17 protein-coding genes are annotated in these 16,467 nt (G+C 72.4%); 14 read left to right on the forward strand and 3 right to left on the reverse strand.

Annotated features, from left to right (window positions below; genetic code table 11):
* Positions 1-68: 68 nt before the first annotated feature.
* From M6G08_RS10880 to M6G08_RS10920, 10 genes are all read left to right on the forward strand, one after another.
* The gene (locus tag M6G08_RS10880) at positions 69-1,526 is read left to right on the forward strand and encodes a menaquinone biosynthesis decarboxylase (protein ID WP_272586964.1); all 1,458 of its coding nucleotides are present in this window, start codon (positions 69-71) and stop codon (positions 1,524-1,526) included.
* On the forward strand, positions 1,523-2,428 hold the full coding sequence (mqnP, locus tag M6G08_RS10885) for a menaquinone biosynthesis prenyltransferase MqnP (RefSeq protein ID WP_272586965.1): 906 nt from the start codon (positions 1,523-1,525) through the stop codon (positions 2,426-2,428). The genes M6G08_RS10880 and mqnP overlap by 4 nt, the downstream gene beginning before the upstream one ends.
* Positions 2,429-2,483: 55 nt before the next feature.
* Positions 2,484-3,140 carry a UbiX family flavin prenyltransferase gene (locus M6G08_RS10890; RefSeq protein WP_272591309.1) on the forward strand — a complete coding sequence of 219 codons (657 nt, stop codon included), beginning with the start codon at positions 2,484-2,486 and terminating at the stop codon, positions 3,138-3,140.
* Positions 3,141-3,207: 67 nt separating this feature from the next.
* Positions 3,208-3,663: an Lrp/AsnC family transcriptional regulator gene (locus M6G08_RS10895; protein ID WP_272586966.1), complete on the forward strand. Its 456-nt coding sequence runs from the start codon at positions 3,208-3,210 to the stop codon at positions 3,661-3,663.
* Positions 3,664-3,711: 48 nt separating this feature from the next.
* Positions 3,712-4,875 carry an aminofutalosine synthase MqnE gene (mqnE, locus tag M6G08_RS10900; protein ID WP_272586967.1) on the forward strand — a complete coding sequence of 388 codons (1,164 nt, stop codon included), beginning with the start codon at positions 3,712-3,714 and terminating at the stop codon, positions 4,873-4,875.
* A gap of 157 nt (positions 4,876-5,032) precedes the next feature.
* On the forward strand, positions 5,033-5,677 hold the full coding sequence (locus M6G08_RS10905) for a UdgX family uracil-DNA binding protein (protein ID WP_272586968.1): 645 nt from the start codon (positions 5,033-5,035) through the stop codon (positions 5,675-5,677).
* Between the two features lie 16 nt (positions 5,678-5,693).
* Complete coding sequence (locus M6G08_RS10910; protein ID WP_272586969.1) at positions 5,694-6,218, forward strand: GNAT family N-acetyltransferase; 525 nt, start codon at positions 5,694-5,696, stop codon at positions 6,216-6,218.
* Positions 6,219-6,301: 83 nt separating this feature from the next.
* The gene (locus tag M6G08_RS10915) at positions 6,302-6,601 is read left to right on the forward strand and encodes a DUF4229 domain-containing protein (protein ID WP_272586970.1); all 300 of its coding nucleotides are present in this window, start codon (positions 6,302-6,304) and stop codon (positions 6,599-6,601) included.
* A 142-nt stretch (positions 6,602-6,743) separates the two neighbouring features.
* Positions 6,744-6,845: a putative leader peptide gene (locus M6G08_RS35850; protein WP_328287003.1), complete on the forward strand. Its 102-nt coding sequence runs from the start codon at positions 6,744-6,746 to the stop codon at positions 6,843-6,845.
* Positions 6,846-6,924: 79 nt separating this feature from the next.
* The gene (locus M6G08_RS10920; protein ID WP_443048778.1) at positions 6,925-8,286 is read left to right on the forward strand and encodes a dicarboxylate/amino acid:cation symporter; all 1,362 of its coding nucleotides are present in this window, start codon (positions 6,925-6,927) and stop codon (positions 8,284-8,286) included.
* 120 nt (positions 8,287-8,406) lie between these two features.
* Here M6G08_RS10920 and M6G08_RS10925 read toward each other — a convergent pair whose 3' ends face one another.
* Positions 8,407-9,300, reverse strand: coding sequence for an NADP-dependent oxidoreductase (locus M6G08_RS10925; protein ID WP_272586971.1), 894 nt, complete (start codon positions 9,298-9,300; stop codon positions 8,407-8,409).
* 71 nt (positions 9,301-9,371) lie between these two features.
* On the opposite strand from M6G08_RS10925, the gene M6G08_RS10930 reads away from it, so the two are divergent.
* Together M6G08_RS10930 and M6G08_RS10935 are read left to right on the forward strand one after the other, a co-directional pair.
* Positions 9,372-9,959, forward strand: a complete 588-nt coding sequence (locus M6G08_RS10930) for a TetR/AcrR family transcriptional regulator (RefSeq protein ID WP_272586972.1) — start codon at positions 9,372-9,374, stop codon at positions 9,957-9,959.
* 31 nt (positions 9,960-9,990) lie between these two features.
* Entirely contained in the window at positions 9,991-10,704 is a 714-nt protein-coding gene (locus M6G08_RS10935) for a TetR/AcrR family transcriptional regulator (protein ID WP_272586973.1), read from the forward strand.
* On the opposite strand, the gene M6G08_RS10940 is transcribed toward M6G08_RS10935, so the two are convergent.
* Both M6G08_RS10940 and M6G08_RS10945 read right to left on the reverse strand, forming a co-directional pair.
* Positions 10,692-11,582, reverse strand: coding sequence for a MaoC/PaaZ C-terminal domain-containing protein (locus M6G08_RS10940; protein WP_272586974.1), 891 nt, complete (start codon positions 11,580-11,582; stop codon positions 10,692-10,694). The genes M6G08_RS10935 and M6G08_RS10940 overlap by 13 nt on opposite strands.
* Entirely contained in the window at positions 11,582-12,880 is a 1,299-nt protein-coding gene (locus tag M6G08_RS10945) for a 3-oxoacyl-ACP reductase (RefSeq protein WP_272586975.1), read from the reverse strand. The genes M6G08_RS10940 and M6G08_RS10945 overlap by 1 nt, the downstream gene beginning before the upstream one ends.
* Positions 12,881-12,983: 103 nt before the next feature.
* Between M6G08_RS10945 and M6G08_RS10950 the strand changes: the two genes are divergently transcribed.
* Together M6G08_RS10950 and M6G08_RS10955 are read left to right on the forward strand one after the other, a co-directional pair.
* Positions 12,984-14,276 (forward strand): acetyl-CoA C-acetyltransferase, encoded by a 1,293-nt coding sequence (locus M6G08_RS10950; protein WP_272586976.1) that lies wholly within the window; start codon positions 12,984-12,986, stop codon positions 14,274-14,276.
* Positions 14,277-14,534: 258 nt separating this feature from the next.
* Positions 14,535-16,463 (forward strand): AMP-dependent synthetase/ligase, encoded by a 1,929-nt coding sequence (locus M6G08_RS10955; RefSeq protein ID WP_272586977.1) that lies wholly within the window; start codon positions 14,535-14,537, stop codon positions 16,461-16,463.
* Positions 16,464-16,467: the final 4 nt, after the last annotated feature.

The following is a 16,467-nucleotide window of genomic DNA, read 5'->3' on the forward strand; positions in this document are numbered from 1 at the left end:
TCCAGCGAAAGCGGTGGGGTACAGGGTCGGTACAGGCCCAGGGTAGCCGCTCGGGGATACTGGACCGCATGGCTTACGACGATCTTCGCTCCCTGCTCAGGGCTCTGGAGCGCGAGGGCGACCTCAAGCGCATCAAGGCCGAGGTGGACCCGTACCTGGAGGTCGGGGAGATCGTCGACCGGGTGAACAAGGCCGGCGGCCCCGCCCTGCTCTTCGAGAACGTGAAGGGCTCCGACATGCCCCTCGCGATGAACGTCTTCGGCACCGACCGGCGCCTGCTCAAGGCCCTGGGCCTGAAGTCGTACTCCGACATCTCGGACAAGATCGGCGGGCTGCTGAAGCCCGAGCTGCCGCAGGGCTTCGTCGGCGTGCGCGAGGCCTTCGGGAAGCTCGGCGCGATGACGCACGTACCGCCGAAGAAGGTCAAGGGCGACAGCGCGCCGGTCCAGGAGGTCGTCCTGCACGGCGACGACGTGGACCTCGACCGGCTCCCCGCCCTCTTCACCTGGCCCGACGACGGCGGCTCCTTCTTCAACCTCGGGCTCACCCACACCAAGGACCCGGAGACGGGCATCCGCAACCTGGGCCTGTACCGGCTCCAGCGCCACGACAAGCGCACCATCGGCATGCACTGGCAGATCCACAAGGACAGCCGGAACCACTACCAGGTGGCGGCCAGGAGGGGCGAGCGGCTGCCCGTCGCCATCGCCTTCGGCTGCCCGCCCGCCGTGACGTACGCCTCCACCGCCCCGCTCCCCGGCGACATCGACGAGTACCTGTTCGCCGGGTTCCTCCAGGGCAAGCGGATCGAGATGGTCGACTGCAAGACCGTCCCGCTCCAGGTCCCGGCGCAGGCCGAGGTCGTCATCGAGGGCTGGCTGGAGCCCGGCGAGATGCTCCCCGAGGGCCCCTTCGGCGACCACACCGGCTTCTACACCCCGCAGGAGCCGTTCCCCGCCCTGAAGATCGACTGCGTGACGATGCGGAAGCGTCCGCTGCTCCAGTCGATCGTGGTCGGGCGCCCGCCGACGGAGGACGGCCCCCTCGGCCGGGCCACGGAGCGGTTCTTCCTGCCCCTGCTGAAGATCATCGTCCCGGACATCGTGGACTACCACCTGCCCGAGGCCGGCGGCTTCCACAACTGCGCGATCGTCTCGATCGACAAGAAGTACCCCAAGCACGCCCAGAAGGTCATGCACGCCATCTGGGGCGCCCACATGATGTCCCTGACCAAGCTGATCGTGGTCGTCGACTCCGACTGCGACGTCCACGACCTGCACGAGGTCGCCTGGCGGGCGCTCGGCAACACCGACTACGCCCGCGACCTCACCGTCGTCGAAGGCCCGGTCGACCACCTCGACCACGCCTCCTACCAGCAGTTCTGGGGCGGCAAGGCGGGCATCGACGCCACGAAGAAGCTGCCCGAGGAGGGGTACACGCGAGACGGGGGCTGGCCGGACATGGTGCTGTCCGACCCGGAGACGGCGGCGAAGGTCGACCGCCGCTGGAAGGAGTACGGACTGTGACGTCGGCTTCCGCCGCGCTGCCGCAGCAGCCGGGGCGCACCAAGGCGTTCCTGCGCCTGGTGATGATCGAGCACTCGGTCTTCGCCCTGCCCTTCGCGTACATCGCCGCGCTGACCGCGATGTACATGTGGGACGAGAACATCCACTGGGGCCGGCTGCTCCTGGTCACCGTCGCCATGGTGGGCCTCCGCACCTTCGCGATGGCGGTCAACCGGATCATCGACCGCGAGATCGACGCCCGCAACCCGCGCACCGCCCACCGCGAACTGGTCACCGGCGCCATGTCGGTCAAGCACGCCTGGACCGGCGCGCTGATCGCCCTGGTCGTCTTCCTGGGCGCGGCGGCCCTGCTCAACCCGCTCTGCCTCGCCCTCGCCCCCATCGCCGTCGTCCCGATGGTGGTCTACCCGTACGGCAAGCGGTTCACGAACTTCCCGCAGGCCATCCTCGGTCTCGCGCAGGCCATGGGCCCGATCGGCGGCTGGCTGGCGATCAGCGGCGAGTGGTCCTGGGACGCCGTGATCCTCGGCCTCGCGGTCGGCATCTGGATCGGCGGCTTCGACCTGATCTACGCCTGCCAGGACGTCGAGACCGACCGGCAGGTCGGCGTGAAGTCGGTCCCGGCCCGCTTCGGCATCCCGGCCGCGATCTGGGGCGCCCGCGCCTGCCACACGGTCACCACGGCCCTGTTCGCCTGGTACGCGGTCGCCACCGACGCCGGCGCGTTCTTCTGGCTCGGCCTGCTGATCGTCGCGGCCGCGTTCGCCTACGAGCACACCATCGTCCGCCCCCACGACCTGACCCGCCTCAACCGGGCGTTCTTCAGCGTCAACGGCTTCATCGGCATCGCACTCTTCGTCTGCGCGCTGCTGGATCTGCTCGTACGGGGCCTCACGGTCTGAATACCCTGAGCCTGCGACTAGGCTCGGCATCATGAACCCAGGACAGACGCAGCGCGTGCCTTGGATCGTGGGGGTCTCCGGGGCGTCCGGCACCCCGTACGCCGCCGCCGTGCTGCGCGCGCTGCTCGCCGCCGGTGAGAGCGTCGACCTGGTGGTCAGCCGGGCCTCGCGGCTCACCCTGCTCGACGAGACCGGCATCTCCTTCCGCGACGCCCACTGGCGCGACGACCTGCACACCTGGCTCGCGCGCGGGGCCGACGGCAAGCCGGACACGTTCGACGTGGACGTCTTCGGTGACCGGGTGCGGCACTGGAGCGCGGGCGACCTCGCGGCCGGGCCGTCCTCCGGGTCGTACCCCGTCAAGGGCATGCTGATCGTGCCCGCGTCGACGGCCTGTGTGGCGGGTGTCGCCCTCGGGCTGTCGAAGGACCTGTTGCAGCGGTCGGCGAGCGTGACCCTGAAGGAGCGCCGCAAGCTGGTCGTGGCCGTCCGGGAGACCCCGCTGGACGGCCGGACCCTCAGGCACCTGGTGACACTGGACGACGCGGGCGCGACCGTGGTGCCCGCCTCGCCGGCCTTCTACGCGGGGGCGACGCACATCCAGGACCTGGTCGACTTCGTCGCCGGACGCGTCCTCGACGCGGCGGGCGTCGGGCACGGCCTCTACCGCCGCTGGAGCGGCGACCTCGGAGGGGCCCGCCCCGCCACCTGAGCACCACCTCCCCCCACACGTTTGTTACCCACATCTTCAGAACTCTTCAGTGGAAGGCTTCGATCGCATGGACGCGGTGGACAGGCAGCTCATCCAGGCCCTGAGGGAGAACGGCCGGGCCTCGTACGCGGAGCTGGGGCGCCTCGTCGGACTGTCGGGACCCAGCGTCACCGACCGCATCAACCGGCTGGAGGCGGCCGGCGTCATCACCGGTTACCGGGCCACCGTGGACGCCGCCTCGCTCGGCCTCGGCGTCACCGCCCTCGTCGGCGTCTCGCTCTCCGACGCGGCCGACCACGAGGACGTGGCACAGCGGCTGCGGGAGCTGCAGGAGATCGAGGACTGCTGGTTCATCGCCGGCGACGACTCCTACATGCTCAAGGTGCGCGCGGCCGACGTGGACGGCCTGGAGAGCATCATCCGGCGCCTGTCGGGGACGAAGGGCGTCTCCCGGACCCGTACCACCATCGTGCTCTCCACCAAGTGGGAGAACCGCGTGGGCGAGCTGCCCGAAGAGGTGTAGCGAGCGGGGCGTACGGTTTACGGAGTCTGTCTCAGAAAGAGGTATCGCATGGACGCCGGGCTCAAGCGGGAGCTGGAGCAGAAGGTCCGCTCCGGGGAGCGGCTGACCCGCGAGGACGGCATCGCGCTGTACGAGTCGGACGACCTGGCCTGGCTCGGCGGCCTCGCGCACGAGGTGCGGACGCGCAAGAACGGCGACGTCGTCCACTTCAACGTCAACCGTCACCTCAACATGACCAACGTGTGCACCGCGTCCTGCGCGTACTGCTCCTTCCAGCGCAAGCCGGGCGAGAAGGACGCGTACACGATGCGCATCGAGGAGGCGGTGAAGCTCGCCAAGGAGATGGAGGGCGAGAACCTCACCGAGCTGCACATCGTCAACGGCCTGCACCCGAACCTCCCGTGGCGCTACTACCCGCGCTCGCTCAGGGAACTGAAGGCCGCGCTGCCGGGCGTGTCGCTCAAGGCGTTCACCGCCACCGAGATCCACCACTTCGAGACCATCTCCGGGATGTCCGCCTCCGACATCCTCGACGAGCTGATCGACGCCGGTCTGGAGTCCCTGACCGGCGGCGGCGCCGAGATCTTCGACTGGGAGGTGCGGCAGCACATCGTCGACCACCGCACCCACTGGGAGGACTGGTCGCGCATCCACCGCCTGGCCCACGAGAAGGGCCTGAAGACCCCGTGCACCATGCTCTACGGCCACATCGAGGAGCCGCGCCACCGCGTGGACCACGTACTGCGCCTGCGTGAGCTCCAGGACGAGACGAACGGCTTCCAGGTCTTCATCCCGCTGCGCTACCAGCACGACTTCGTGGACCTGAAGGACGGCAAGGTCAGGAACCGACTCCAGGCGCGCACGCAGATGGCGACCGGCGCGGAGGCGCTGAAGACCTTCGCGGTGTCGCGGCTGCTGTTCGACAACGTCCCGCACGTCAAGGTCTTCTGGGTCATGCACGGCGTCCAGACCGCGCAGCTGGCCCTCCAGCACGGCGCCGACGACATGGACGGCTCGGTCGTCGAGTACAAGATCACGCACGACGCGGACGACTTCGGCACGCCGAACAAGCTGACGCGCGAGGACCTGCTCGACCTGATCCGCGACGCGGGGTTCCGGCCGGTGGAGCGGAACACGCGGTACGAGGTCCTCAGGGAGTACGACGGTCCCGACGCGGGGCGCCGGGAGTCTCCGCAGCCGATGCGGGTGTGACAAGGGGCGGTGCGGCTGTCCGCCGGGTGCGGGCCGGTGGGTGGTCGCTCGCGCAGTTCCCCGCGCCCCTGACAGAGGCGCGGGGAACTGCGCGACCAGCCCCCACCCACCCGCACCCGGCACGGGTCCGAATCCCCATGGCGGGTAGTCGGACCCCATGGCCGGTACCGAGGACGCCTACACCGCCGAACCCTTCGTTCCGAAGCGCGGCGGTCTCCCCGCCCTGCGCCGGGCGGCCGTCGACTGCCGCGGCTGTCCCCTGCACCGGGACGCCACCCAGACCGTCTTCGGCGCCGGCAAGGCGACCGCCCGCGTCATGCTCGTCGGTGAGCAGCCCGGCGACCAGGAGGACCGGGCGGGCGAACCCTTCGTCGGCCCCGCCGGCAGGCTCCTCGACCGGGCGCTGGCGGAGGCCGGCCTCGACCCGGCGGACGCCTACGTCACGAACGCCGTCAAGCACTTCAAGTTCACGCGGGCCGAACCCCGCAAGCGCCGCATCCACAAGGCGCCCACCCTGCGCGAGACGACCGCCTGCGGGCCCTGGCTGGCCGCCGAGCTGGACCGGGTGGAGCCCGAACTGATCGTGGTGCTCGGCGCGACGGCCGGCAAGGCGCTGCTCGGCTCCTCGTTCCGGGTCACGCAGGTGCGCGGCACGGTGCTGGAGGAGGAGGTCCACGGGCGCCTCGAACGGCTGGTGCCGACCGTGCACCCCTCGGCGGTGCTGCGGGCCGAGGACCGGGACGGGGCCTACCGGGGACTGGTCTCCGATCTGGAGGTGGCGACCCGGGCACTCGCCGAGTAATGGTTACGATGGGGCTGTGTCCCTTACTTTCACTCTCGATCCCGCCCTCACCCCGGACCTGCGCGACGGCGTACTCGACCTGTGGACCGACGTCACCGACGCGGGCGGCTCCGTCGGCTTCGTCCCGCCGGCGACCCGGGAGGACATCCGCCCCGAGCTGGTCAAGCACATGGTCGCCATGGCCGAGGGCCGTACCCGCCTCCTCGTCGGGCACGACGAAGCCGGCCGCGTGGCCGCCACCGCGTTCCTCACCCTGAACACCCACCGGCTGATGACCCACTGGCTGTGGCTCTACACGGTGATGGTCCACCCGCGCCACCAGGGCCGGGGCTACGGCCGGGACCTGATGGCCGCCGCCGCGGACGCGGCCCGCACCCTCGACGGTGTCGAGGCGATCCGGCTCACCTGCCGGGGCGGCCTCGGACTGGAGCGGTTCTACGAGTCCTGCGGCTACAAGGAGGTCGGCCGGGTGCCCGGCGCGATCCGGGTGGCTCCCGGCGACGACCGCGACGACGTCTTCATGCTGCTGCCGCTGGCCTGAGCCGACCCCCCTGCGGGGCGGGCGGCCCGGCATGCTTCACTGGACAGTGCCTCTTTGTGCCAGAAACGGAAGAGTGGATTGAGATGCTCCGCTACACGCTGATGCGCCTCGGGATCTTCGTCGGCTGCCTCGTGGCCGTCTGGGGACTCGTCTACGTCGGCGTGTTCCCGCGCGGACTCGGCGACTCCAACGGCATGTGGATCATCCTGCTCGCCCTGCTGGTCTCCGCCCCCATCAGCTACGTCGCGCTGCGCAAGGAGCGGGACCGGGCCTCGGTGCAGGTCGTGAACCGGGTCGACCGCTTCAAGACCAACCTGGAGGCCAACCGCGGCCAGGAGGACGTCGCCGACGACTCCGCGAGGGCGCAGGGCCAGACCTCGTAACGTCCGTCACACCCACGTACGCCCCGGTTCCCGCATTCCGCGGAAAACCGGGGCGATCTGCGTTTTACGGGCAGGAGCCGGCCTCCAGCCTCTCAAAGTGAGGCTTTGAGGGCCCCAAAGCACTGGTGTTAAAGTCGTGTGCATGAAGCACGCAGCCGCGCCCCACACACCCCCGAGCCTCGCGCTCGTGGCGCGCCTGCACGTGGACCTCTGTCGGTGCGCGTCCGCGAACTGTCGCCCCTGACGTTCCTCCTCATCCCGTCGTTCTCCACGTCAGCCCTGCGCGTCCGTCCCCCGCGTCCCGTCCCCTACGGAGTCTGTCCGTGTCCTCTTCCTCGCCCGCGAATCCGTCGCCCGCGAAGCCTTCCGCCCAGTCCCCGGCCAAGAAGTCCTTCAAGGTGCCCTTCTGGGCCCAGATACTCGCCGGTCTCGTCCTCGGCGTCCTGCTGGGCTGGCTGGCCCGCAGCCAGGACATATCCTGGCTCGTCACCACCCTGGAGAAGGTCGGTGACCTCTTCATCGGCCTGCTGAAGCTGGCCGTCGCACCGCTCGTCTTCTTCGCCATCCTGGTGTCGATCACCAACCTGCGGAAGGTCAACAACGCGGCCCGCCTGGCGTCCCGCACCCTCCTCTGGTTCATGATCACGTCGCTGATCGCGGTGGCCATCGGCCTCGTCATCGGCCTGGTCACCAACCCCGGCGCCGGCACCGGCCTCACCCCGGCCGACGGCGCCAAGCCCGAGAACACCGGGTCCTGGATCGACTTCCTGACCGGCATCGTGCCGACCGACGTCATCACGCCGTTCACCGACCTGAACGTCCTGCAGATCGTCTTCATGGCCGCCGTCGCCGGCATCGCCGCCCTCCAGCTCGGCGAGAGGGCCCAGCCGATCCTCAACCTGAGCGAGTCCGTCCTCGAACTCCTCCAGAAGGCCCTGTGGTGGGTCATCCGCCTCGCCCCGATCGGCACGATCGGCCTCATCGGCAAGGCCATCGCCACCTACGGCTGGGACCTCATCGGCAAGTACGCCACCTTCACCGCCGACATCTACGTCGGCTGCGCCATCGTGCTGTTCGTGGTCTACCCGGCGCTGCTCGCCACCGTCGCCAAGCTCAACCCGCTGCAGTTCTTCAAGGGCGCCTGGCCCGCGATCCAGCTGGCCTTCGTCTCCCGCTCGTCCGTCGGCACCATGCCGCTGACCCAGAAGGTCACCGAGCGCCTCGGCGTCCCGAAGGAGTACGCGTCCTTCGCCGTGCCGTTCGGCGCGACGACCAAGATGGACGGCTGCGCCGCGGTCTACCCGGCGATCGCCGCGATCTTCGTCGCGCAGATCTTCGGCATCGACCTCGGCGTCGGCGACTACCTCCTGATCGCCTTCGTCTCGGTGGTCGGCTCCGCCGCCACGGCCGGCCTCACCGGCGCCACGGTGATGCTGACCCTGACCCTGTCCACGCTGGGCCTGCCCATGGAGGGCGTCGGCCTCCTCCTCGCCATCGACCCGATCCTGGACATGATGCGCACGGCGACGAACGTGGCCGGCCAAGCTCTCGTCCCGGTCATCGTCTCGGCCCGCGAGGGACTGCTCGACCGCAAGGCCTACGACGAGGCGCACAGCTCGCCGATCGACGAGCCGGAGCGCGAGCGGGAGAAGCAGGTGCCGGAGCCGGTTCCGGCCGCCGCCTGACCTCGTTCCGACAGGCGAACGGGCCGGTCCCCCTCCCCGTGCGACACGCACGGGGAGGGGGACCGGCCCGTTCTCGCTTCCACGCCCACCGCGCCGGCCCTGACGCCGCCACGGCCGCCGTCAGACCACCAGGACCCGGCGCCCGCGCGTGTGCCCCGCCCGGCTGTCGACGTGCGCCGCCGCGGCATCGGCGAGCGGGTACGCCTTCTCGACCGGGATGTGGAGCCGGCCCCGCGTGATCAGGTCCACCGCCTCGGCCAGCGCGTCCGGCACGCTCCCGGCCGTACCGGAGAACCGGACGCCGAACTCCGGCGCGCCGAGATCGGCGATGGAGACCACCCGCCGCGGGTCCCCGGTCAGCTCGACCAGCTCGCCGATCACCCCGGAGCCGGCCAGATCGAGCGCCGCGTCCACGCGGCCGAGCCCGCGCACCCGCTCGACCCATCCCTCGCCGTACGTCGTGGGTACGGCGCCCAGCTCCCGCAGGTAGTCCTGGTTGGCGGCACCGGCCGTGCCGATCACCGCGATGCCGCGGTCGCGGGCGCTCTGCAGCACCGCCGACCCGACTCCGCCGGACGCGCCGCTGACCAGCAGCGTCTGTCCGGGCCGCACCCCCACCTCGCGGATGACGCGCAGCGCGGTCTCCACGACGGACGGGTACCCGGCCGCCTCCTCGAACGTCAGGCCCTCGGGCATCCGGGCCCAGGCCGACAGCACGGCGAACTCGGCGTAGGTGTCGACGCCCTCGCCGAACACCGGATCACCGGGCTCCACACCGTCGACGCCCTCACCGACCTCGTCCACCACCCCGGCGGCGTCCAGCCCGACCCCGGCGGGCAGCTCGATCGGATGGGCGCCCAGGACCTGGCCCTCACGCAGCCTCCAGTCGACGGGGTTCACGCCCGCCGCCCGCACGGCGACGCGTATCTGACCGGGGCCCGCGTGGGGCTCCTCGGCGTCCAGGAGTTCGAGGACTTCCGGACCGCCGAACTCGGCGAAGCTCACTTTCCTCATGCGGCCGACCGTAGCACTAACCGTTAGTGTTTTGAAACGGGTTCGATTTCGCACCTGATAGCTTTGGGGTCATGACGACCGTGCCGACCGGACGCCGTGAGCGCAAGAAGGCCGCGACCCGGCAGAAGATCGCCGACACCGCCCTGCGCCTCTTCCTGGAGCGCGGGTACGACGCGGTGGGCATCCGGGAGGTGGCCGCCGAGGCCGACGTGGCCGTCACCACGCTCTTCTCCCACTTCGCCGCCAAAGAGGCCCTGGTCTTCGAGCGGGACCCGGACTTCGAGCGGCGCCTCACCGGGGCCGTCACCGGCCGGGCGCCGGACGAGCCGCTGATCCCCGCGCTGCGCCGCGAGGTGCACGCTCTCGTGGCGCACTGCGCGGCGCCCGAGGCCGCCCCGGTCTGGCGCATGATCGACGCGTCGCCCGCGCTGCGGCAGTACGAGGAGTCGATGAGGCTGCGCCACGCGGAGTCCCTGGCGGCGGCCGTCGCCGCCGACCTCGGCCTGCCGCGGACCACGACGGCCTGCCGGGCGCTCGCGAGGTTCGTCGTCGACGCCCACGCGCTGGCCCGCGAGGCGGACGATCCCCGGGCGGCGGTGGAGGAGGTCTTCCGGATGATCGAGGCGGCCTGGGAGGCCGCCGGAGCGCGGACGGCCTGATCACCGCCGCGCGGACCGTACGCTGATGCCTATGGGTGCAGGGAAGACCAAGCGGATGCCGCGGGCGGTCCGTGAGCAGCAGATGCTGGACGCCGCCGTGCGGATCTTCGGACAGCGCGGGTACATGGCGGCGTCGATGGACGAGATCGCCGAACTGGCCGGTGTCTCCAAGCCGCTGGTGTACCTGTACCTGAACTCGAAGGACGACCTCTTCAGCGCCTGCGTCCGCCGCGAGTCCCGGGCCCTCACCGAGGCCGTGCGCGCCGGTGTACGGCCGGGACTGCCCGCCGACGGACAACTCTGGTCGGGGCTGCGGGCGTTCTTCACCCACACCGCGAGCAACCCGGACGCCTGGCGGGTGCTGCACCTCCACGCCCGCACCCACGGCGAGCGGTTCGCCGCCGAGGTCGCGGCGATGCGCGAGGACATCGTCGCGTTCGTGACCCAGCTGATCGCGGCCGCGGCGCGGGAGGCGCACGGCCGCCCGCACCTGCCCGAGGGCGAGGTCGCGGGGCTGGCCGAGGCGCTGGTCGGCGCGGCCGAGTCGCTCGCCGACTGGGCCGGCGCCACCGAGGGCGTCACCGCCAAGCAGGCGGCGGCGACCCTGATGAACTTCGCCTGGGCGGGGCTGGGCGACCTGATGGCGGGCCGGCCCTGGGCACCGCCCCAGGAGACCGGGACGGAGGCCGATGCCGAGACCGGTTCCGAGTCGGGGGCGCCGGCGGTGCCGGTTCAGGCCGGGTAGGGCCCGGCCTGACCGGACAGGTGCAGCCGGCGTCCGTCCCCGCCGCGCAGCTCGAACCGCCCGCCCCCCGCCCCGTACGCCACCGTCCCCGGCAGCAGCACCGGCGCCCGGAACCGGGCCCGCACCACGGCCGCGTCCGGCGTCCCGTGCTCGGCGAGGCAGCGGGCCACGGTCCACATGCCGTGTGCGATGGCCCGCGGGAAGCCGAACAGGCGGGCGGTGAGCGGGTGCAGATGGATCGGGTTGCGGTCGCCGGAGGCGGCACCGTAACGCCGCCCGACGTCACCGGCGAGGCGCCACTCGGCCCGGACGGGCAGCGGCTCGGTGTCCGGGGCGGCCGGGTCGTGGTCTCGCGGGTTCGCGGCGGCCGGCTCGGGGCCGCGCGGTGCCGCGCTCCCGTCCACCCGGTGCCGCGCCAGGTACGTACTGCGCGACTCCCACACCGGCTCGTTCCCGCCGCCGGTGCGCAGCTCCGTCACCACCGCGGCCTCGGTGCCGCGCCGGTGCGGGGCCAGGCCCTCGACGTGGACGCTGACTTCGTACTCGGCGGTCGCGGGCATGGCGGCCCGCCGCGTGATGCCGATCGACGTGTGGACGAGCCCGAGCAGCGGCAGCGGGAAGTCCCGCCCGCTCATCAGGCGCATGGCCAAGGGGAAGCCCAGTACGTGCGGGTACGTCACGGGCAGCGCGTCCGCGCCGGTCGGGAAGCCGCACACCCTCTCGTACGCCGCCAGCCGCGCCAGGTCCACCCGCAGGCCGGGCAGTACCAGCCGGGTGCGGGGGAAGTCCGCGTCCGTGCGGGGGCGTTTGAGGGGCGAGAGCAGGGCGCCGCGCAGCAGGAGCGGCGCGAGGGCGGGCGGGCGTGCCGTGTGTGTCATCACGCCCCCAGCAGGCTCTGGCCGCAGACCCGTACGACCTGGCCGTTGACCGCGCCCGAGGCGGGGTGCGCGAGCCAGGCGGTGGTCTCGGCGACGTCCACCGGCAGGCCGCCCTGGCCCAGGGAGTTCATGCGGCGGCCGGCCTCGCGGATGAACAGCGGGACCGCCGCCGTCATCTTCGTCTCGATGAAGCCCGGCGCCACCGCGTTCACCGTCACCCCGTGCCCGGCGAGCGCGCGCGGCGCGAGGGAGCGGACCAGGCCGGCGATCCCCGCCTTGCTCGCGCCGTAGTTGGTCTGCCCCGCGTTGCCCGCGAGCCCCGCGATCGAGGCCGTCGCCACGATCCGGCCGCCCCGGTTGACCGCGCCCGCCGCGAGCAGCGCGTCCGTGGTGCGCAGGACGCTCGCGAGGTTGACGTCGAGGACGGAACTCCAGCGTTCGGCGGGCATGTTGGCCAGACGCCGGTCGCGGGTGATGCCGGCGTTGTGGACGAGGACGTCCAGCCCGCCGGGCACGGCGGCGGCGATGCGCTCGCCCGCGTCGGCGGCAGTGATGTCCAGGGCGAGGGCGGTGCCGCCGAGGCGTTCGGCGAGCCGGCGCGCCTCCTGCCCGGCCTGCGGCACGTCGAGGACGACGACCCGGGCGCCCCGCCCGGCCAGGGACCCGGCGACGGCCGCGCCGATGCCGCGCGCGGCGCCGGTGACCAGCGCGGTGCGCCCGGCGAGGGGCAGTTCGGCGTCGTCGGGTACGGCGGTGGGGGAGCCGGCCGCGGGGCCGACCTCGATCACCTGGCCGCTGACGTAGGCGGAGGCGGGGGAGAGGAGGAAGCGCAGGGTGGACTCGGCGGCGGACGCGTCGGTGAGGCGGACGAGGTTGACCGTCCGGCCGCGTCCGATCTCCTTGCCGAGCGAGCGGGTGAAGCCCTCCAACGCCTGCTGCACGGCTGCCTGGTGGTGGTCGGCGGGGTCGAGCGGGGCGCCGAGCACCACGACCCGGCCGCTGGTGGCGACGGACCGTACGACGGGGTGCAGGGCGGCGTGCACCTCGGCGAGCGTGTCGACGTCGCGGACGCCGGTGGCGTCGAGGACGACGGCGGCGGGGTGTCCGTCCGTGTCCGGGGCGAGGCCCGTGCGGTCCAGCACGGACGCGAGGTCGAGTTCCGTCTTGCCGGCCGCGAGGTGCAGCAGGCCGCCGGTGAGCGCGTCGCGCCGCAGCTGTGCGGGCTGCGGCAGGCCGAGGCGGCGGGTGAGGAAGCGGCCGGGTGCGGTGCCGGTGAAGCTGAGATAGCGGTCGGCCATGTCCTGTCTCCCCAACGGCTGTGTAGGTGGCGCTGACGCTGTGCTTACTCTGGAGTAAGGTTACCGTAGGTAAGCCTATGTCACGGGTGAGGAGAAGGTCGAGATGAGCCCCCTGAAGCCGCAGCCGCCACAGGCGCGCCGCGTCGCGGTCGTCGGTGGCGCACGCGTCCCCTTCGCCCGCTCCGACGGGCCGTACGCCACCGCCTCCAACCAGGAGATGCTCACCGCGGCCCTCGACGGCCTCGTCGGGCGCCACGGCCTGACGGAGCCGGGCGCCGTCGGCGAGTTCGTGGCCGGCGCGGTCCTCAAGCACAGCCGCGACTACAACCTCGCCCGCGAGACGGTCCTCGGCTCGGCCCTCGACCCGCGCACCCCCGCCTACGACATCCAGCAGGCCTGCGGCACCGGACTCCAGGCCGTGATCGCCGCCGCCAACAAGATCGCCCTCGGCCAGATTGAGTCGGCGGTCGCGGGCGGCGCCGACACCGCCAGCGACGCGCCGCTCGGCGTCAACGACCGCCTGCGCCGCATCCTCCTGGAGGCCCGCCGGGCGAAGTCCGCCGGCGGCCGGGCCAGGGCGCTGGTGAAGATCCGCCCGGCCCACCTGGTCCCCGACATCCCGCGCAACGCCGAGCCCCGCACCGGCCTGTCGATGGGCGAGCACGCGGCCGTGACCGCCCGCGCCTGGGGCATCACCCGCGAGGCCCAGGACGAGCTGGCCGCCACCAGCCACCAGCGGCTGGCGGCGGCGTACGAGCGGGGCTTCTTCCAGGACCTGGTGGCCCCCTTCCGGGGGCTGGCCCGCGACCAGAACCTGCGCCCCGGCTCCACCGCCGCGAAACTGGCGGCGCTGAAGCCGGTGTTCGGCCTGGACGCCCCCGGCCCCACCATGACGGCGGGCAACTCGACGCCCCTGACGGACGGCGCGGCGACGGTGCTGCTGGCGAGCGAGGAGTGGGCCGAGGCGCGGGGGCTGGAGCCGCTGGCGTACCTCACGGCGTACGAGACGGCGGCCGTGGACTTCGCGGGCGGCGACGTCGCGGGCGGCGAGGACGGTCTGCTGATGGCCCCGGCGTACGCGGTCCCGCGGATGCTGGAGCGGGCCGGGCTCGGGATCGAGGACTTCGACCTGGTCGAGATCCATGAGGCCTTCGCCTCCCAGGTGCTGGCCACGCTCGCCGCCTGGGAGAAGCGGGGCCTGGCCCCGGTGGACCGCGCCCGCCTGAACACGGCCGGGTCCTCCCTGGCCACCGGCCACCCCTTCGCCGCGACCGGCGCCCGCATCGTGGCGACGCTGGCCGGGCTGCTCGCCGAGCGCGGGGGGCCGGGACGCGGACTGATCTCGGTCTGCGCGGCGGGCGGCCAGGGCGTGACGGCCATACTGGAAAGAACGTGACTTACTGGCAGGTAACCCCCAAGACTGCACACCCCCGGCGCGGGACCGTCCCGGAACCCGCACCAACTCCCCACGAGGGAACCGTACGATCCCCACCTGACCGCCGGTGACCCACGTCCGCGGACCCGGCGATGAACGCCTCGGCGCGCGAGGCACGTACGTCATGCAGCAGAGCACCGCCGACCGCGCGGTCGCCAGCAGAGCAGTGTCGCCGCTGCACGTTCGCAGTGTCGCCGCTGCCCGTTCCAGGAGCCGCCCGTGTCCACCCCGCTTCCCTCCTTCGCCGCGTCCGCCGCCTACGCCGACTCGCCCGGCCCCACCCTGGTGCGGCCCGAGACGCGGCGGCTGGACGGGGCTGTGCGGGAGGCGTACGTACCCCCCTTCGCCCCGCCGGTGCGGCGCGGCTCCCTCGCCGACCTGCCCTTCGACAACGCGGCGGCCGTCCCGGACCAGGTGGTGCTCAGCCGCAGGTCGCCGGACGGGGACTGGTCCGAGGTGACGGCGGCACAGTTCGCCGCGCAGGTGCTGGCGGTGGCCAGGGGCATGATCGCCGAGGGCCTGACGCCGGGCGACCGCATCGCGATCATGGCCCGGACGACGTACGAGTGGACGCTGCTGGACTTCGCCGCCTGGGCGGCCGGTCTGGTCACCGTCCCGGTCTACCCGACCTCCTCCCTCTTCCAGACCCGCTGGATCCTCCAGGACTCCGGCGCGGTCACCCTGGTCACCGAGACCACCGCGCAGGCCGCGGCCCTCGGTCCCGAACTGGACCGGATCCCCGATCTCAAGCACCTGTGGGTCATGGACAAGGGGCACGTGGAGCGGCTGGCGGAGCTGGGCGAGCGGGTGCCGGACGCGGAGATCGACGTACGCCGCGGCATGCTCGGCCCGTCCACCCTCGCCACCCTGATCTACACCTCGGGCACCACCGGCCGCCCCAAGGGCTGCGCGCTCACCCACGGCAACTTCTTCGCCGAGGTCGACAACGCCATCGAGCTGCTCTACCCCGTCTTCAAGGCGAAGACGGGCGAGGAGCCCTCGATCCTGCTCTTCCTGCCGATGTCCCACGTCTTCGGCCGCATGGTCGCCGTGGCCTGCGTCCGCGCCCGCGTCCGCCTGGGCCACGCCCCGAGCCTGAAGCCCGAGGACCTGCTCCCGGACCTGGCCGCCTTCCGCCCGACCTGCCTCCTCACCATCCCGTACATGCTGGAGAAGGTCTTCAACAGCGCCCGTGCCAAGGCCGAGTCCGGCGGCCGCGCCTTTGCCTTCGACCGCGCCGTCTCAGTGGCCGTGCGCTACGGCGAGGCCACGGAGGCCCGCCAGACCGGCGAGGGCGGCGGCCCCGGCCGCGGCCTGAAGACCGCCCGCTCCTTCTACGACCCGCTCGTCTACCGCAAGATTCGCAACGCGATGGGCGGCCGCGTCAAGTACGCCATCTGCGGCGGCTCCCCGCTCGGCCGCCGCCTGGCCGCCTTCTACGCCGGGGCCGGCATCGAGATCTTCGAGGGCTACGGCCTCACCGAGACCACGGCCGCGGCGACGGTGACCCCGCCGCTCAAGCCGCGCCTCGGCACGGTCGGCTGGCCGCTGCCCGGCACCCGCGTCCGGATAGCCGCCGACGGCGAGATCCTGGTCGCCGGCGAGCAGGTCCTGCACGGCTACTGGGACCCGCAGGCGGGCGGCGTCGTCCCGGCCGCCCCCGACGGCTGGTTCGCCACCGGCGACCTCGGCAGCCTGGACGACGAGGGCTATCTGACGATCACCGGCCGCAAGAAGGAGCTCCTGATCACCGCGGGCGGCAAGAGCGTGGCCCCGGCCCCGCTGGAGAACTGGCTGCGCTCCCACCCCCTGATCTCCCAGTGCATCGTGCTGGGCGACCGCCGCCCCTACGTCTGTGCCCTCTTCACCCTCGACGTCCAGGGCGTCGACCACTGGCGCCGCATGAACGGCAAGCACCCGGTGCCGCCGGAGTTGCTCGTCGACGACGAGGAGGTGCACGCGGTCCTCCAGCGCGCCGTCGACGAGGCCAACAGACTCGTCTCCCGCCCGGAGTCCATCCGCCGCTTCGCCGTCCTGCCGAGGGACTTCACGGAGTGGGAGGGCCACCTGACCCCCTCGATGAAGCTGCGCCGCGACGTGATCGTGCGGGACTTCGCGGAGGCGGTGGAGGGCCTGTACGAGACGTAGGGCC

The organism is Streptomyces sp. M92 (assembly GCF_028473745.1).
Lineage (GTDB): Bacteria > Actinomycetota > Actinomycetes > Streptomycetales > Streptomycetaceae > Streptomyces.